Source organism: Sinorhizobium psoraleae (genome assembly GCF_013283645.1).
GTDB lineage: Bacteria > Pseudomonadota > Alphaproteobacteria > Rhizobiales > Rhizobiaceae > Sinorhizobium > Sinorhizobium psoraleae.
Genome location: NZ_JABEKV010000004.1, coordinates 708424 through 725061 on the forward strand (window position 1 = coordinate 708424; position 16638 = coordinate 725061).

14 protein-coding genes are annotated in these 16638 nt (G+C 63.0%); 12 read left to right on the plus strand and 2 right to left on the minus strand.

Features of this window, described 5'->3' with window-relative positions:
* Positions 1-78 precede the first annotated feature (78 nt).
* From ccoG to ILFOPFJJ_RS24455, 6 genes are all read left to right on the plus strand, one after another.
* Entirely contained in the window at positions 79-1653 is a 1575-nt protein-coding gene (gene ccoG / locus ILFOPFJJ_RS24430; protein WP_173513110.1) for a cytochrome c oxidase accessory protein CcoG, read from the plus strand.
* Positions 1650-2144 (plus strand): FixH family protein, encoded by a 495-nt coding sequence (locus tag ILFOPFJJ_RS24435; RefSeq protein ID WP_173513111.1) that lies wholly within the window; start codon positions 1650-1652, stop codon positions 2142-2144. The genes ccoG and ILFOPFJJ_RS24435 overlap by 4 nt, the downstream gene beginning before the upstream one ends.
* The gene (locus ILFOPFJJ_RS24440; protein WP_173513112.1) at positions 2141-4426 is read left to right on the plus strand and encodes a cation-translocating P-type ATPase; all 2286 of its coding nucleotides are present in this window, start codon (positions 2141-2143) and stop codon (positions 4424-4426) included. Before ILFOPFJJ_RS24435 ends, ILFOPFJJ_RS24440 begins: the two co-directional genes overlap by 4 nt.
* Positions 4423-4581, plus strand: a complete 159-nt coding sequence (gene ccoS, locus ILFOPFJJ_RS35205) for a cbb3-type cytochrome oxidase assembly protein CcoS (RefSeq protein WP_173513113.1) — start codon at positions 4423-4425, stop codon at positions 4579-4581. The genes ILFOPFJJ_RS24440 and ccoS overlap by 4 nt, the downstream gene beginning before the upstream one ends.
* Positions 4582-4759: 178 nt before the next feature.
* On the plus strand, positions 4760-6190 hold the full coding sequence (gnd, locus tag ILFOPFJJ_RS24450) for an NADP-dependent phosphogluconate dehydrogenase (protein ID WP_173513353.1): 1431 nt from the start codon (positions 4760-4762) through the stop codon (positions 6188-6190).
* Between the two features lie 142 nt (positions 6191-6332).
* Positions 6333-6602, plus strand: a complete 270-nt coding sequence (locus tag ILFOPFJJ_RS24455) for a hypothetical protein (RefSeq protein ID WP_173513114.1) — start codon at positions 6333-6335, stop codon at positions 6600-6602.
* A 136-nt stretch (positions 6603-6738) separates the two neighbouring features.
* On the opposite strand, the gene ILFOPFJJ_RS24460 is transcribed toward ILFOPFJJ_RS24455, so the two are convergent.
* Together ILFOPFJJ_RS24460 and ILFOPFJJ_RS24465 are read right to left on the minus strand one after the other, a co-directional pair.
* Entirely contained in the window at positions 6739-7044 is a 306-nt protein-coding gene (locus tag ILFOPFJJ_RS24460) for an ABM domain-containing protein (protein WP_173513115.1), read from the minus strand.
* 223 nt (positions 7045-7267) lie between these two features.
* Positions 7268-8329: a LacI family transcriptional regulator gene (locus tag ILFOPFJJ_RS24465; RefSeq protein ID WP_173513116.1), complete on the minus strand. Its 1062-nt coding sequence runs from the start codon at positions 8327-8329 to the stop codon at positions 7268-7270.
* A gap of 523 nt (positions 8330-8852) precedes the next feature.
* Here ILFOPFJJ_RS24465 and ILFOPFJJ_RS24470 point away from each other — a divergent pair.
* The 6 genes from ILFOPFJJ_RS24470 to ILFOPFJJ_RS24495 all read left to right on the plus strand — a co-directional run bounded on the left by ILFOPFJJ_RS24470 (position 8853) and on the right by ILFOPFJJ_RS24495 (position 16582).
* Complete coding sequence (locus tag ILFOPFJJ_RS24470; protein ID WP_173513117.1) at positions 8853-10088, plus strand: ABC transporter substrate-binding protein; 1236 nt, start codon at positions 8853-8855, stop codon at positions 10086-10088.
* A 284-nt stretch (positions 10089-10372) separates the two neighbouring features.
* Positions 10373-11281 carry a carbohydrate ABC transporter permease gene (locus ILFOPFJJ_RS24475; RefSeq protein ID WP_173513118.1) on the plus strand — a complete coding sequence of 303 codons (909 nt, stop codon included), beginning with the start codon at positions 10373-10375 and terminating at the stop codon, positions 11279-11281.
* A gap of 52 nt (positions 11282-11333) precedes the next feature.
* Entirely contained in the window at positions 11334-12218 is an 885-nt protein-coding gene (locus ILFOPFJJ_RS24480) for a carbohydrate ABC transporter permease (RefSeq protein WP_269284618.1), read from the plus strand.
* A gap of 6 nt (positions 12219-12224) precedes the next feature.
* A complete protein-coding gene (locus tag ILFOPFJJ_RS24485) occupies positions 12225-13310 on the plus strand; it encodes an ABC transporter ATP-binding protein (protein ID WP_173513120.1) in 1086 nt (361 codons plus the stop codon).
* Between the two features lie 93 nt (positions 13311-13403).
* On the plus strand, positions 13404-15878 hold the full coding sequence (locus ILFOPFJJ_RS24490) for a beta-mannosidase (protein ID WP_173513121.1): 2475 nt from the start codon (positions 13404-13406) through the stop codon (positions 15876-15878).
* Positions 15879-15883: 5 nt separating this feature from the next.
* Complete coding sequence (locus tag ILFOPFJJ_RS24495) at positions 15884-16582, plus strand: D-lyxose/D-mannose family sugar isomerase (protein WP_173513122.1); 699 nt, start codon at positions 15884-15886, stop codon at positions 16580-16582.
* Positions 16583-16638: the final 56 nt, after the last annotated feature.

A 16638-nucleotide genomic window follows, 5' to 3' on the forward strand; every position in this document is an offset into this window, starting at 1 on the left:
ACGCAGATCAAGGTTTCGGGCGCGTAGATCGGGCAAAACATGGCCCGATCAGTGAGATATCCCGGGAATTTCGCATAAATGCGTCCTCAGCCTGTCACCAAAGCTGCATCCGTCGAACGGCTCGAAGCCGAACCGGTCAATGCCGCGCATGTGCGCAAACCGCTTTACGAAAAGCGCCGGAAGATCTTTCCGAAGCGCGCCGAGGGCCGCTTCCGCCGGTTCAAGTGGTTGGTGATGCTGGTTACGCTCGGCATCTATTACCTGACCCCGTGGATCCGCTGGGATCGTGGGGAGCATGCGCCGGACCAGGCCGTGCTTGTCGATCTCGCCGCGCGCCGCTTCTATTTCTTCTTCATCGAGATCTGGCCGCAGGAATTCTTCTTCGTCGCCGGTCTGCTCGTCATGGCAGGCTTCGGCCTGTTCCTCGTCACCTCCGCGGTCGGGCGCGCCTGGTGCGGCTACACCTGTCCGCAGACGGTCTGGGTCGATCTCTTCCTCGTGGTCGAGCGCTTCATCGAGGGCGACCGCAACGCGCGCATGCGCCTCGACGCGGGGCCGTGGACGCTCGACAAGATCTGGAAACGCGCCGTCAAGCACGCGACATGGCTGCTGATCGGGATCGCGACCGGCGGCGCCTGGATCTTCTATTTCGCCGACGCCCCGTCGTTGCTCAAGAGCTTCGTCATGCTCGAAGCGCCGCCCGTCGCCTACATGACGGTCGCGATCCTGACGGCGACGACCTATGTCTTCGGCGGTCTCATGCGTGAGCAGGTCTGCACCTACATGTGCCCATGGCCGCGTATCCAGGCGGCCATGCTGGACGAGAATTCGCTCGTCGTCACCTACAACGACTGGCGCGGCGAACCACGCTCGCGCCATGCCAAGAAGGCGGCGGCGGCGGGCGAGGTGGTCGGCGATTGCGTCGATTGCAACGCCTGCGTCGCAGTCTGTCCGATGGGCATCGACATTCGCGACGGCCAGCAGCTCGAATGCATCACCTGCGCGCTCTGCATCGACGCCTGCGACGGCGTGATGGACAAGCTCGGGCGCGAACGCGGCCTGATCGCCTATGCGACACTCAGCGACTACGCGTCAAACATGGCGCTCGCGACGAACAACGGCGCGACGGCGATCGACCCGACGCGCGTGCGCCATGCGGACGGCGCCTTCGTCGACAAGGTGCGTCAATTCAACTGGCGCATCGTCTTTCGGCCGCGCGTTCTTCTCTATTTCGGCGTCTGGGCGCTGGTCGGCATCGGTCTGCTCTATGCGCTGGTGTCGCGCGACCGGCTGGAGCTGAACGTGCTGCACGACCGCAATCCGCAATTCGTGATCGAGTCCGACGGCTCGGTACGCAACGGCTACATGGTCAAGCTTCTCAACATGATACCGGAGCAGCGGACGATCATGCTGACGCTCGACGGCATGCCCTCGGCGACGATGCGGATCGCCGGACAGGCGCCGGGCGATGGTCGCCGTTTCGCGGTCGGCGTCGATCCGGACAAGGTCACGGCGCTCAAGGTCTTCGTCACCCTGCCGAAGGAAAAACTCGCCGAGGCGGACGAGGGATTCACACTGACGGCCGAAGATCCGTCCAGTCATGAACGCGATGTCTATGAGGCCAACTTCAACCGTCCCGGAGAAGCAAGATGACAGAGGAACAGAGCGCGCCGCGGGGATTTACCGGCTGGCACATGCTGGGCGTGATGGGGCTTTTCTTCGGCACCATCATTTCGGTCAATCTGGTCATGGCCTGGAACGCCAGCCGCAGCTGGAGCGGCCTTGTCGTCGAGAACACCTATATCGCCAGTCAGCAGTTCAACGGCAAGGTGGCGAAGACGCGGGCGTTCGCGGCAAGCGGCATCGAAGGCGCGCTCGTCGCCGAACCGGGCTCCATCCGCTATGCCTTGACCCGCAACGGCGAGGCGGACCGGACGGCGGACAGGGTCGTCGCGGTATTCAAGCGTCCGGTAGAGGAACATGAGGACGTGCGTGTCGAACTCGACCGCGTTGGCCCCGGCGCCTTCGCCGCCGCGCGCGCGTTGAAGCCGGGCCAGTGGATCGCCGACGTGACAGCGATGGCGGGAGAGGAAATCGTCTATCGCCAGGCCATTCGCTTCACGGTGCCGGGAGAGCGCAAATGAGCTGCTGTGCCACAGGCGTCGAAGGCGCACTGGACATCGAACGGGCCGGGCAGGGGCTGCCTGCATCCGAGGAACTATGGCTTGCGAGCCGCGCGCTTGGAGACGGACTGCGCCAGACCGATCTCAGCGTACCCGGCGTCCACTGCGGTGCCTGCATCACGACAATCGAGGGCGCGCTTCGCACGCGGCCGGAGGTCGTGCGTGCGCGTGTCAATCTTTCGTCGCGCCGCGTTTCGATCGTCTGGAAGGAAGAGGTCGCCGGCATTCGCAGCGACCCGCGCGCGCTCGCCCGCGCTATCCGGGATTGCGGCTATGAAACGCATCTTTTCGCCGCGAGCGAAGAGGAGGGCGACGTCCTCATCAAGCAGCTGATCCGCGCCGTTGCCGTTTCCGGTTTCGCGGCGACCAATATCATGCTGCTGTCCGTTTCCGTCTGGTCGGGGGCCGATGCTGCGACCCGCGACCTGTTTCACTGGATCTCGGCGATGATCGCCGCACCGGCGATGATCTATTCGGGCCGCTTCTTCTACCAGTCGGCCTGGAACGCGCTTCGACATGGCCGCACCAATATGGATGTGCCGATCGCGCTCGCCGTGACGCTCTCCTACGGCATGTCGCTCTACGAGACGATCGGCCATGGCGCGCACGCCTGGTTTGACGCTTCTGTGACCCTGCTCTTCTTCCTGCTGATCGGCCGGACGCTCGATCATATGATGCGTGGTCGGGCGCGCTCGGCGATCAGCGGTCTTGCACGGCTGTCGCCGCGCGGTGCAACGGTCGTCAACCCGGACGGCTCGCGTGACTATCGCCTGGTCGACGAGATCAGGCCCGGCGAGCGCCTGCTTGTTGCAGCGGGCGAGCGCATTCCGGTCGACGGGCGCGTGCTCAAGGGCGCGAGCGACCTCGACCGCTCCGTCGTCAACGGCGAAAGTGCACCGGTCGCGGTGAGTGCTGGTGACACCGTGCAGGCGGGCACGCTCAACCTCACCGGCCCGCTGACGCTCGAGGCGACCGCGGCGGCGCGCGACTCGTTCCTGGCGGAAATCACGGGGCTGATGGAGGCTGCCGAAGGGGGCAGGGCGCGCTATCGCCGCATCGCCGACCGCGCCGCGCGCTATTATTCGCCGGCCGTGCACCTGCTGGCGCTTCTCTCCTTCATCGGCTGGATGCTGGTCGAGGGCGATGTCCGCCACGCCATGCTGATCGCGGTGGCGGTTCTGATCATCACTTGCCCCTGCGCACTCGGCCTCGCGGTGCCGGTTGTTCAGGTCGTTGCCGCCGGCCGGCTTTTCCAGGGCGGCGTCATGGTCAAGGACGGATCCGCGATGGAGCGCCTTGCCGAGATCGACACCGTGCTGCTGGACAAGACCGGCACGCTCACCATGGGCGAGCCGCGGCTGATCAATGCGGGCGAGGTCGATCCCGCCGCGCTTGCGGCGGCCGCCGCACTCGCTCTCCATTCGCGCCACCCGATCGCAACGGCGCTCCACGAGGTGTCGGGCGCCGTGCAGCCGCTTGTGGGCGAGGTCCGCGAAATACCGGGCGCCGGCATCGAGGCAGAGACCAGCGAAGGCGTCTACCGCCTCGGCAGCCGAGCCTTTGCCTGCGGCGAGGCTGGTACGGCAGGCGGACAGGCGGAAGCGGTCCTGTCGCTCGACGGCCGTGAGCTTGCCTGCTTCCGCTTCGAGGACCGCTTGCGTCCCGCCGCGCAAGAAAGCGTCGAGGCGCTTGACCGCCTTGGGCTTACGACGGGCATCCTTTCGGGCGACCGCGAGCCGGTCGTCGCCGCCATTGCCCGCAGGCTCGGCATCGAGAGCTGGCGGGCGGAGCTTTCGCCACGCGGCAAGGTCGAGGCCTGTGCCGCTACCGCCGAAGGCGGCCGCAGGGTGCTGATGGTCGGCGACGGCATCAACGACGCGCCGGCACTGAGGGCGGCGCATGTTTCGATGGCGCCGGCGACCGCGGCCGATGTCGGCCGGCAGGCCGCGGATTTCGTCTTCATGCATCAAAGCCTTGCCGCCGTTCCCTTTGCCATCGAGACGTCGCGGCGCGCCGGCCGGCTGATCCGGCAGAATTTCGCGCTGGCGATCGGCTATAACGTCATTGCGGTGCCGGTCGCGATCCTTGGCTATGCGACGCCGCTTGTTGCCGCCATCGCCATGTCGACCTCCTCGCTGATCGTCGTATGCAATGCCTTGCGGTTGAAGGGGCTCGGAACCGCTTCGGTCCCGGCGTCGTCACCGCATGCGGCTGCCTTGCGACCGGCAAGGAGCATGCCGTGAAAACGCTCGTCTATCTCATTCCGATCGCGCTCTTCCTTGGCGGTTTAGGGCTTGCGGCTTTTCTCTGGGCGCTGAAGAGCGGGCAATACGAAGACCTGGAGGGGGCCTCCTGGCGTGTCCTCGATGATGGCGACGGCAAGCCTGAAAGAGAGTGATTTTACCAGGAGTGGCTTGTCGTAAATCGATTTGAGTGCCAAAAGAACCTCCGCCGCCGCATGTTCCATTCGCCCAATCCGCTCGCGGAGCGGGCTGAGCATGCGCAAAACAATATCGAGGGGCTATCCGCGCGTTGTTCCGACCACGGCGGCTCTTCTTTCCAACGGAGGCAATTACGTGTCACAGGCGGAAATCGGGCTTATCGGCCTCGGCGTCATGGGGTCGAACCTCGCGCTCAACATCGCTGAAAAGGGCAACAAGATCGCGGTCTTCAACCGCACGGTCGAGGCGACGCGCAAGTTCTATTCCGAAGCGGGCGAACTCAAAGGGCAGATTGTTCCTTGCGAGACGATCGAGGAGTTCGTTGCCGCGATCCGTCCGCCGCGCCCGATCATCATCATGATCAAGGCCGGCGAAGCCGTCGATCAGCAGATGGAGATCCTGAAGCCCTACCTCTCCAAGGGCGACATCATGATCGACGCCGGCAACGCCAATTTCCGCGACACGATGCGCCGCTTCGACGCCTTGAAGGGTTCGGACCTCACTTTCATCGGCATGGGCGTTTCCGGTGGCGAGGAGGGAGCGCGCCATGGTCCGTCGATCATGGTCGGTGGCACGGAGGAATCCTACCGCCGCGTCGAAAAGGTGCTGACCTCGATCGCCGCGAAATACGAGAACGACCCTTGCGTCGCCTGGCTCGGTGAAAACGGCGCCGGCCACTTCGTCAAGACGATTCACAACGGCATCGAATATGCCGACATGCAGATGATCGCCGAAATCTACGGCATCCTGCGCGACGGGCTGAAGATGAGTGCCGCGGAGATCGGCGAGGTCTTCGGTACCTGGAACAAGGGCCGGCTCAACTCCTACCTGATCGAGATCACCGAAAAGGTGCTCAAAGCCGCCGACCCGCTGACCGGCAAGCCGATCGTCGACCTGATCCTCGACAAGGCGGGCCAGAAGGGCACCGGCAAATGGTCGGTCATCGAGGCGCAGAACATGGGCATTCCGGCAACCGGCATCGAAGCCGCCGTTGCCGCTCGCAGCATCTCCTCGATGAAGGAGGAGCGTGAAGCGGCCGAGAAGATCCTCGGCCTGCCACCGGTCGGCGAGTTCACGGTTGCCGACAGGCAGGCTTTCATCGAGGATCTTGAAAACGCGCTGCTTGCCGCCAAGATCGGCGCCTATGCGCAAGGATTCGCGGTGATGTCGGCCGCTTCGAAGGAGTTCGGCTGGAACCTGCCGATGCCGACGATCGCGAAGATCTGGCGCGCCGGCTGCATCATCCGCTCGCAGTTCCTCGACGAGATCACCACGGCCTTCACCAAGGCTCCGGACGTCGCCAATCTGATCGTAACGCCCGCCTTCGCGGCGATGGTCAAGGAAACCGACGGGGCGCTCCGCCGCGTCGTTTCCGCCGCCGTGCTCGGCGGCCTGCCGGTGCCGGCGCTCGCCTCGGCGCTCGGCTATTTCGACAGCTATCGCCGCGGCCGCGGCACGGCAAACGTCATCCAGGCGCAACGCGACTTCTTCGGCGCCCATGGCTTCGACCGCGTCGATGGCGCGGATAGCCATCACGGCCCGTGGGGCAGCGGCCTGAACGCATAGCCGGATCGGCCTTCGCGGCCAAAGGGGGGCGACTTATCCGCCCCTCTTTCGATGCGGGCGCTGCAGTCCAGAGCTTTTGAAACGACGCAATTCCCCAGGGACTTGCTCTAAATCCCATTCAGAAAACCATCGATAAACCAGCATGAAATTGAGAGTGATCGAAGGCGGCAAGGCCAATGAATCCATGTCCGCCGATAGAGAGGCAAGCATTCGCGCCGAGGCGGAGCGGCGCATTGAGGCAACGGGCTACGAGCAATGGCGGGTTCGAAGCCTTGCGACCGGCGCGCCGATCCCGAGGCCGATCCAGTACCTGAAGATGCAGATCGAATTCGTCGCCGAGAAGCTCGAAGCGCTCAATCCGATTCCGGGTGATTTCACCGACGACAAATACCGGCCGGCCACCAGCACGTGAGGAGGCGCCTGTCGCGACGCCCATCAGCCGCGTCGATAGCGCGGACAGTTTGATCTGATCGGTTAAACCCATGCCGGCTAAGCGCAAAGCTCGCAGCTACGAGCCGATTTTCGGGACGCCGTCGCCGCAGGGGGCGTCACCTGGCTGGCGTGCTCTCGTAGATCGCCTCGCCGGAAACAGCATCCGTGACATCTATGCTTTCGCCCTGCACCTCGAGGGAGTGGCGGAACTTGTCGAGATTGCTGATCATTTTCGGCCGCGCCGCGATGATGTGATCGTAACTTTCCCACTCGCCGATCGAGCAGTAGGAACGGTCGCCGGTCTTGATGAGCGCCATTTTCCGCAAGCCCTCGAAATCGCGCCGAAGTTTACAGAACCAGTCCTCGAACTCGTCTTCCAGCCCCGGTTTCGTTCGGAATCGAACCACGTTGTATGCTGTCATAACACCCTCCCGGTTCGCATCTTTCAGAAGCGAGCATACCATTAATGGTGGAGGTTGTTCCATCACTCAATTTATCCGGGACCGGCTTGCCGCGACATCGCCAGCCGCGACATCGCCATTGTATGGTCGCCGGCCATGGAGTATCTGCCACTTCGGGCAATAACGCATCGAAGCGTGTAATCCCGGGGGTGATGGGCACAGGGCGGTCTCCAGGCCGTGGCGCCTAAAACTTCCGCGACTTCGACATGGGCCGCTGGAATTCCGGCTGGCTGAGGCTTTGCAGCGTTTCGGTCGGCTTGCCTTCGATGCGGCCGATCACGGCCCTGGCGAGTTCGCGGCCGGCAACCCGGATATCCTCGTACATGGTCATGACCTCCGGGCGCAGCCAGCGCAGGAAGTCGCTCGGCACCTTGGAGACCATGTCGACATCCTCACCGAGCTTTTTCCCTGCCGCCTCGATCCCGGCGATCAGGGCGATCGCGCCGGAGCCGCTGCCGGAAACGATGCCGTCCGGGGCGTCGACCGAGCGCATCAGTTGCTCGAAGGCGTCGCGGATCGCGACAAGGCTGTGATCGATGTTGACGTGATGGAAGCTCACGGCTTCCGCGCCGAAATCCCTGAGGGCGCGTTCGAAGCCGGTGCGCATGTGGGAATGGAAGGTCAGGTTCGGCGGCGGCTCCAGGAGCACCAGCCGGCGCTTGCCGCGCTCAGTGAGCCGGCGCACGGCCTCGTAGGCGAAACGTTCGTTGTCGAAGTCATGGAAGGGGTGGACGATCCCCATTTCCGTGCGGCCGTGGGTGGCGAAGGGCAGGTGGCGCTCGGTCATCAGCGTGACGCGCGGGTCGTGCGGTTCGGTCCGCGAGATGATCACCCCGTCGGCGGCACCGGTGTCGAGGATATAACGGATCGGTCCGAGCGGATCCTTCGTGGAACTGTAAGGGGTCACCACCAGATGATACTGCGTGCCGGCGAGGATTTCGGTGATGCCGACGACCATGGGGCTGGTGATGCCCATGATCTCTTCCTCGAGCGTCAGCACCAGGCTGATGACATTGGTCTTGCCGGTTCTGAGGCGCACGCCGGCGCGGTTCGGCTGGTAGCCGATCTGCTTGGCGACGAGGCGCACCCTTTCCTTGGTTTCGGCGCCGATATCGGGCGCGTCCTTCAATGCGCGGGAAACGGTGGTGATCCCGAGCCCGGTCATGAAAGCGATCGTCTTCAGCGTCGGCCTGGCGCCGTCCGGTGGTGGCGTTGTCGCTGGCTTGTTCTTCGTCTTGCCGTCCATTCCGTCACCAGCCCCGTTCTCCTGAGACCCATTGCGCGAACCATCGCTATCCGGACCTACTAGCCCGGATCCTCGACATCGATGCGACCACGCCTGTCCGCCCCGCTTTCCCGCCTTATATACGAAATGTAACGGGTGGCCATATTCGTCCGCGGCGTGTCGCGGATTGAAATCTGTAACGATACAGTTGCGATGTCGAGCTTTTTCGTTGCTGCGGTGCGAAGAATGTAACCATCTGGTTGAATCCCGCGTTCGCGACGCGACATGTTGCGTTTGCGAAGCTCACGCGAAACCAAGAATGGTGGGGCGTAATGCAAAGAGGCATGAAATCAGTAGTTTAATGTCGCTTCTTGATGGTGCGCACGGCTGCCTCTTGGGCCGATATCGCCCTGCGCCAGCGCGCTTATTATGCACGCATAGGACGTATAGAAAATTAAATCTGGAATTAACCGTTGTGGGTGTTGCGTCCGAAAATCGTTTGAACTAAGTTTTTACGGCAACGTTACAGTGAGGGAGGAGACTCATGAAATTGCGTTCTCTGGCTGCCGCTTTGGCGGCAACCGTCGTCTTGCCATTCGGCGCAGCCAATGCCGTCGATCTCGAGGTCACGCACTGGTGGACTTCCGGTGGTGAGGCCGCGGCGGTCGCCGAACTGGCGAAGGCCTTCGATGCGACCGGCAACAAATGGGTCGACGGCGCGATCGCCGGATCCGGCGGTACCGCCCGCCCGATCATGATAAGCCGCATCACCGGGGGCGACCCGATGGCTGCAACCCAGTTCAATCATGGTCGCCAGGCGGAAGAACTGGTGCAGTCCGGCCTGATGCGTGATCTGACCGATGTCGCTACGCGCGAAAACTGGAAGGAAATCGTCAAGCCGGCAAGCCTGCTCGAGTCCTGCACGATCGAGGGCAAGATCTATTGCGCGCCCGTCAACATCCATTCCTGGCAGTGGCTGTGGCTTTCGAATGCAGCCTTCAAGCAGGCTGGCGTCCCCGTGCCGAAGAACTGGGATGAATTCGTCGCAGCGGCGCCGGCGCTTGAAAAGGCCGGTATCGTTCCGCTCGCCGTCGGCGGTCAGCCGTGGCAGGCCGCAGGCGCCTTCGACGTGCTGATGGTGGCGATCGCAGGGAAAGACACGTTCGAGAAGGTCTTCGCCCAGAAGGACGAGGAAGTGGCAGCCGGTCCTGATATCGGCAAGGTCTTCAAGGCCGCCGACGATGCGCGCCGCATGGCGAAGGGCAGCAACGTCCAGGACTGGAACCAGGCAACGAACCTGGTCATCACCGGCAAGGCCGGCGGCCAGATCATGGGTGACTGGGCGCAGGGCGAATTCCAGCTTGCAGGCCAGAAGGCCGGGGTGGACTACACCTGCCTTCCGGGACTCGGCGTCAACGAGGTGATCTCGACCGGTGGCGACGCGTTCTACTTCCCGCTGTTGGAGGATGAGGAAAAGTCGAAGGCGCAGGAGCAACTGGCGTCGACCCTGCTGAAGCCGGAGACGCAGGTTGCCTTCAACCTGAAGAAGGGCTCGCTGCCGGTGCGTGGCGACGTGGACCTCGCGGCCGCCAACGATTGCATGAAGAAGGGGCTCGACATCCTTGCCAAGGGCAATGTGATCAAAGGCACCGATCAGCTTCTGTCGGCTGACAGCCAGAAGCAGAAGGAAGACCTCTTCTCCGAGTTCTTCGCCAACCCGTCGATGACGCCGGAGGATGCGCAGAAGCGCTTCGCCGAAATCATCGCGGCGGCAGACTGATAGCCGTCGATTGAAGGCCCCGCACATTGGCGGGGCCACCCCTCTTGCCATTCGGCACGACGAGTTCGCGCCGGGCACGCCTGTCGGTGTCTGGTTGGCGTCGGCGCGCAGGAGCATCCCGCTTTCGAGCCGAATTTCGGAACGCGGATAAGATGGTCTGGGATCAAGGTGTTCGGAGCGTTCGTTGTGCGTTCGGCTGAGCGCGCACCCGGGCAGGGGACGTCGCGGCGGTGAGGCGGTTGGCACCGTCCATCGAAAACATTTGCAGTTGCGGAGGAGCAAACATGACAGGCCAAACACGCGGCTCGGCTCGCCCGAATCAGTGGTTGCGAAACCTGAATGCGAAGATCGCCTCTATTCCGATGATCCTGACAGCCGTGGTCATCTTCCTCGGCGGCACGGCCTGGACAGTCCTTTATTCCTTTACGAACTCCAAGCTGCTGCCGCGCCTTTCCTTCGTCGGCCTCGACCAATATGAGCGGCTCTGGGCGGCGCCACGCTGGCTCGTCTCGATCGAGAATCTCGCCATCTACGGCGTCTTGTCGCTGATCTTCAGTCTCGTCATCGGCTTCGTGCTCGCTGCACTGATGGATCAGAAGATCCGGTTCGAGAATACGTTTCGAACGATAATGCTCTATCCCTTCGCCCTGTCGTTCATCGTCACGGGCCTGGTCTGGCAGTGGCTGCTTAATCCGCAATACGGAATACAGTCGATCGTGCGGTCGCTTGGCTGGACGAGCTTCAACTTCGATCCCCTCTACAATTCCGACATCGTCATCTACGGCATCCTGATCGCGGCACTCTGGCAGGGCACCGGGCTCGTCATGTGCCTGATGCTCGCCGGCCTGCGCGGCATCGACGAGGATATCTGGAAGGCTGCGCGGGTCGACGGCATCCCGATGTGGAAGACCTATGTCCTCGTCATCATCCCGATGATGCGCGGCGTCTTCATCACGACGCTCGTCATCATCGCGAGCGGCATCGTCAAGGTTTACGACCTGGTCGTGGCGCAGACGAGCGGCGGCCCGGGCATCGCCTCGGAAGTGCCGGCCAAATACGTCTACGATTACATGTTCCAGGCCCAGAACCTGGGGCAGGGGTTTGCCGCCTCCACCATGATGCTCGTGACCGTCGCCATCATCATCGTGCCGTGGGCGTATCTGGAATTCGGAGGAGGTCGCAAGCGTGCTTAATCTCGTCGACAACAACAGCACGGTTACCGAACACGAAGCGGTTCCCGACAGGATCTCGTCCGGTCCGCGCGGCGCCAAGCCGCGCCGGACGCTCTCTCGCCGCAACATCGTCGTATACGGCACGTTGATCGTGGTCGCTCTCTATTACCTGCTGCCGCTCTACGTGATGATCATGACGTCGCTCAAGGGCATGCCGGAAATCCGCGTCGGCAATATCTTCGCCCCTCCGGTCGAAATCACCTTCGAGCCCTGGGTAAAGGCTTGGGCCCAGGCCTGCACCGGGCTCAATTGCGACGGGCTTTCACGCGGCTTCTGGAATTCCGTGCGCATCACGGTGCCCTCGACGATCATCTCCATCGCGGTCGCGTCGATCAACGGCTACGCGCTTGCGAACTGGCGCTTCAAAGGGGCCGATCTGTTTTTCACCATCCTGATCGTCGGCGCCTTCATTCCTTATCAGGTGATGATCTATCCGATCGTGATCGTGCTCAGAGAAATGGGTGTCTACGGCACGCTGACCGGTCTCATCATCGTGCATACGATCTTCGGCATGCCGATCCTGACGCTCCTGTTCCGCAACTACTTCGCCGGCTTGCCGGAGGAGCTGTTCAAGGCGGCACGCGTCGATGGCGCCGGGTTCTGGACGATCTATTTCAAGATCATGCTGCCGATGTCGCTGCCGATCTTCGTCGTCGCGATGATCCTTCAGGTGACCGGCATCTGGAACGACTTCCTGTTCGGCGTGGTTTTCACCCGGCCGGAGTACTACCCGATGACCGTGCAGCTCAACAACATCGTCAATTCGGTGCAGGGCGTGAAGGAATACAACGTCAACATGGCGGCGACGCTGCTGACCGGCCTCGTGCCGTTGACGATCTACTTCATCTCCGGCCGGCTGTTCGTGCGCGGCATCGCCGCCGGCGCAGTGAAAGGATAAGCAAGCATGACCAGTGTTTCAGTCAGGGACCTGTCGCTGAACTTCGGCGCCATCACCGTTCTCGACAGGCTCAATCTCGACATCAATCATGGCGAGTTCCTCGTCCTGCTCGGCTCGTCCGGATGCGGCAAGTCCACGCTTTTGAACTGCATCGCCGGCCTGCTTGATGTCTCGGAAGGGCAGATCTTCATCAAGGACCGCAACGTCACCTGGGAGGAGCCGAAGGACCGGGGCATCGGCATGGTGTTCCAGTCCTACGCGCTCTACCCGCAAATGTCGGTCGAGAAGAACCTTTCCTTCGGCCTCCGGGTCGCCAAGGTGCCGCAGGCCGAGATCGACAAGCGTGTGGCGCGGGCCGCGGAAATCCTGCAGATCCAGCCGCTTCTGAAGCGCAAGCCCGCCGAGCTTTCCGGTGGCCAGCGGCAGCGCGTGGCGATCGGACGCGCGCTTGTGCGCGATGTCGATGTCTTCCTCTTCGATGAGCCCCTGTCGAACCTCGACGCCAAGCTGCGCTCGGAACTGCGCGTCGAGATCAAGCGGCTGCACCAGTCGCTGAAGAATACGATGATCTACGTCACCCACGACCAGATCGAGGCGCTGACGCTCGCCGACCGCATCGCCGTCATGAAGAGCGGCGTCATCCAGCAGCTTGCCGACCCGATGACCATCTACAACGCGCCGGAGAACCTTTTCGTCGCCGGCTTCATCGGTTCGCCGTCGATGAACTTCTTCCGTGGCGAGGTTGCGGCCAGGGATGGCCGTAGCGTCGTGCAGGTCGACGGCACCGCTTTCGACGTCACCGCCTATCCCGCGCGCACAAAATTGCAGCCGGGCCAGAAGGTCGTGCTTGGTCTTCGGCCGGAGCACGTCAAGATCGACGAGGCCGGGGCAGGCGATGCAGCGCATCAGGCGGTCGTCGACATCGAAGAGCCGATGGGCGCCGACAACCTTTTGTGGCTCACTTTTGCCGGTCAATCGATGTCCGTGCGCATCGCCGGCCAGCGGCGTTACAAGCCCGGCAGCGCCGTGCGTCTTTCCTTCGACATGGGCGTCGCGTCGATTTTTGACGCCGCCAGCGAAAATCGCCTTTAAGACCTGATATCGAGCCCGGCCACGTAGTCCGGGTTCGCAATCAACGAGAGCTACGCCGGCCTTCATCGCCCGGTCGTGAATGGATCGAAGGAAATGCCCGCTGAAACCTTGAACCGCGACGCCATCCGCATCGACTTGTCCGGTGACTGGCTGCTCGCCTCGACCGATAACAGCCACGCGCTCACCATTGCGCTTCCCGGCGACGTGCACAGCGCCCTTGAGCAGGCCGGCATCATCCCGGATCCCTATGCCGGCCGGAACGAGGCGGATGTGCAGTGGGTCGCGCAGAAGGACTGGGTTCTGGAGCGCACCGTCGTCATCGACGCGGACGATCTCGACGGCTGCTGGTACCTCGATTTCGAGAGCATCGACACGATCGCTACGGCCTTCGTCAACGATCGCTTGGTGCTCCAGGCGGAAAACTGCTTCCGCCGCTATCGCCCGGATGTGTCAAGCGCACTCGTCGTCGGCGAAAACCGCATCCGCATCGTGCTGCAATCCTCTATTGCCGAGGGCGCGCGCCGGCAGGCGGCACAGCCTTTCTACGTGCCGTATCATGAGGGCAACTCGCCGATCGCCAATGGCAACCTGTTGCGCAAGCCGCAGTGCCATTTCGGTTGGGACTGGAACATCGCCATCGCGCCGCTCGGCATCTACGGCTCGCTGGCGCTTCGCCGGTTGGAGACGGCGCGCATCGAGCATGTCACGACACGCCAACTCTGGCTCGCCGACAGTTCGGTCGACCTGCAGGTGACCGTCACGCTCTTTGCCGGTGAGCCGGGCATCGTGCCCGTTCATTTCGAGCTCGACGGCCTGCGGGAGCGCCTGGATTGTGCGGTCGCCGCCGGCGAAACCCGCATCACGCACGTCTTCACCGTCGCAGAACCCAGATTGTGGTGGCCGGCGGGCGGCGGCGAACAGGCGCTCTCGGTGCTCAACGTCGAACTGCCGGACGAGAGCGTGACGCGCCAGATCGGTTTCCGCACGATCGAGCTCGTCACCGACAAGGACGAGGCAGGCAGTCGCTTTGCCTTCCGCATCAACGGCCGCGATATCTTCTGCCGCGGGGCGAACTGGATCCCGGCGGATGCGCTGATGTCGCGAGTGACGCCGCGAGGGGTCGCGGATCTCTTGCAATCGGCTATCGACGCGAACATGAACATGATCCGCGTCTGGGGCGGCGGCTTCTACGAGCCCGACTGGTTCTACGATCTCTGCGACAGGCTGGGACTGCTCGTCTGGCAGGACTTCATGTTCGCCTGCAACCTCTATCCTTCGACGCCGGATTTTCTCGACAATGTCGCGGCCGAGGTGGACTACCAGGTCAAGCGGCTGTCGTCCCATCCATCGATCGCGCTCTGGTGCGGCGACAACGAACTCGTCGGCGCGCTGACCTGGTTCGAGGAAAGCCGCAAGGACCGCGACCGTTATCTCGTCTCCTACGATCGACTGAACCGCACGGTCGAGACGGCGATGAAGGCGGCGTGCCCGGAGGCGATCTGGTGGCCGTCGAGCCCATCGGTCGGCTATCTCAATTTCGGCGATGCCTGGCATGCGGATGGCGCCGGCGACATGCACTACTGGTCGGTCTGGCACGAGAACAAGTCCTTCGACAACTACCGCGCCGTGCGACCGCGTTTCTGCTCGGAATTCGGCTTCCAGTCCTACACCTCGATGCCGATCGTCCGGCAATTCGCCGAGGCACGAGATCTCAACATCGCTTCGCCGGTGATGGAGGCACATCAGAAGAACGCCGGCGGCAACGAGCGGATCGCCGGCACGATGTTCCGCTATTTCCGCTTCCCGAGGGATTTTCCGAGTTTCGTCTATCTGAGCCAGATCCAGCAGGGGCTCGCGATCCGGACCGCCGTCGACTATTGGCGTTCGCTGAAACCGCACTGCATGGGCACGCTCTATTGGCAGCTTAACGATACCTGGCCGGTCGCCTCCTGGTCGAGCCTCGACTATGGCGGCAACTGGAAGGCCATGCATTACATGGCGCGCCGCTTCTTTCAGCCGGTCGCCGTCGCCGCCATTCCTTCTGCGGACGGTAAGGAAGTCATCTTCTCGATGGTGAACGACACCGCCGAGGCGGTGACGATCGAACTTGAGACCTTCCTCGTTTCGCTCGACGGCGAGCGTCGCCCTCTGGTCGCCGCAGCCGGCGCCTGTTCGCCGGACCATGCCACCACGCTCGTCGCCGTCGCAACCGGCGAGATCCCGGAAGGGGCGCTCCTCTTCTGGTCGTTCGAAGCCTCCAACGGCATGCGCGGCGAGGGACATCATGTCCAGGGCACCTACAAGGCGCTCGATCTCTCGCCGTCCGGCCTGACGGTGGAGACCGTGCCGCTGCCGGACGGCGCGTTCGACGTGATCATCGCGGCGAGCGGTCTCGCGCTGCACGTGATGGTCGAGGCGGATATCGAGGGGCGCTATTCGGACAATGCCTTCGACCTGACCGCCGGCGAGACGAAGTCGATCCGCTTCACACCGAAGGTGCCGCTCCCCGCAGGTATCGTGCCGAGCTTCAGCGCCTACGACCTTGAATCCTGCCAGGGCAAGGGGTGATCCGGATGAAACGCAGCCACGTCAACGAAATCATCCGTGAAAGCGACGCCTTCATGCGCAGCCACGGATTCGTGCTGCCGCCCTTCGCCTATTGGTCGCCGGAGGAATTGAAGGCGCGGGTCGCATCCGACAGTCCCGCGATCTTCGAGGCGCGGCTCGGCTGGGACATTACCGACTACGGCAAGGGCCGTTTCGATGAATTCGGCCTCGTCCTCTTCACCCTGAGGAACGGTGCGGCGGCTAATCTCGGCACGGGCAAGGGCATGGTCTATGCCGAGAAGCTGATGATCACGCGTGCCGGGCAGGTCAACCCGCTGCACCGGCATGCGGTGAAGACGGAAGACATCATCAATCGGGGCGGCGGCACGCTGGTGCTGCAGATGTACAATTCGCTGCCCGACGGCTCGGTCGACGAGGAAAGCGACGTCGAAGTGGCGTGTGACGCGCGCCTCACCTGCCGGAAGGCGGGCGACCTCCTGAAGCTCGAACCCGGCGAGAGCGTCACGCTTCTACCCGGGAACTGGCACGCCTTCTGGGCGGAGGGAGGCGACGTGCTGATGGGCGAAGTCTCCACCGTCAACGACGATCTCACCGACAATTACTTCCGCGAGCCTGTCGGCCGCTTCTCCGCGATCGACGAGGACGAACATCCGCTCCACTTGCTCGTTTCAGATTACGACACCTGGCTGAAGGCAAGCGTTTGAAATGCCCGAAGTCGCTTCCAAGTACCCGTTCCTGCGCATTCAATGAGGAGAGTTTT

Excerpts from the sequence above, each read along its gene's own strand:
- ccoG (WP_173513110.1), top strand. The coding sequence starts at position 79 with ATGCGTCCTCAGCCTGTCACCAAAGCTGCATCCGTCGAACGGCTCGAA.
- ILFOPFJJ_RS24435 (WP_173513111.1), top strand. The coding sequence starts at position 1,650 with ATGACAGAGGAACAGAGCGCGCCGCGGGGATTTACCGGCTGGCACATG.
- ILFOPFJJ_RS24440 (WP_173513112.1), top strand. The coding sequence starts at position 2,141 with ATGAGCTGCTGTGCCACAGGCGTCGAAGGCGCACTGGACATCGAACGG.
- ILFOPFJJ_RS24455 (WP_173513114.1), top strand. The coding sequence starts at position 6,333 with ATGAAATTGAGAGTGATCGAAGGCGGCAAGGCCAATGAATCCATGTCC.
- ILFOPFJJ_RS24460 (WP_173513115.1), bottom strand. The coding sequence starts at position 7,044 with ATGACAGCATACAACGTGGTTCGATTCCGAACGAAACCGGGGCTGGAA.
- ILFOPFJJ_RS24465 (WP_173513116.1), bottom strand. The coding sequence starts at position 8,329 with ATGGACGGCAAGACGAAGAACAAGCCAGCGACAACGCCACCACCGGAC.
- ILFOPFJJ_RS24470 (WP_173513117.1), top strand. The coding sequence starts at position 8,853 with ATGAAATTGCGTTCTCTGGCTGCCGCTTTGGCGGCAACCGTCGTCTTG.
- ILFOPFJJ_RS24475 (WP_173513118.1), top strand. The coding sequence starts at position 10,373 with ATGACAGGCCAAACACGCGGCTCGGCTCGCCCGAATCAGTGGTTGCGA.
- ILFOPFJJ_RS24485 (WP_173513120.1), top strand. The coding sequence starts at position 12,225 with ATGACCAGTGTTTCAGTCAGGGACCTGTCGCTGAACTTCGGCGCCATC.
- ILFOPFJJ_RS24490 (WP_173513121.1), top strand. The coding sequence starts at position 13,404 with ATGCCCGCTGAAACCTTGAACCGCGACGCCATCCGCATCGACTTGTCC.
- ILFOPFJJ_RS24495 (WP_173513122.1), top strand. The coding sequence starts at position 15,884 with ATGAAACGCAGCCACGTCAACGAAATCATCCGTGAAAGCGACGCCTTC.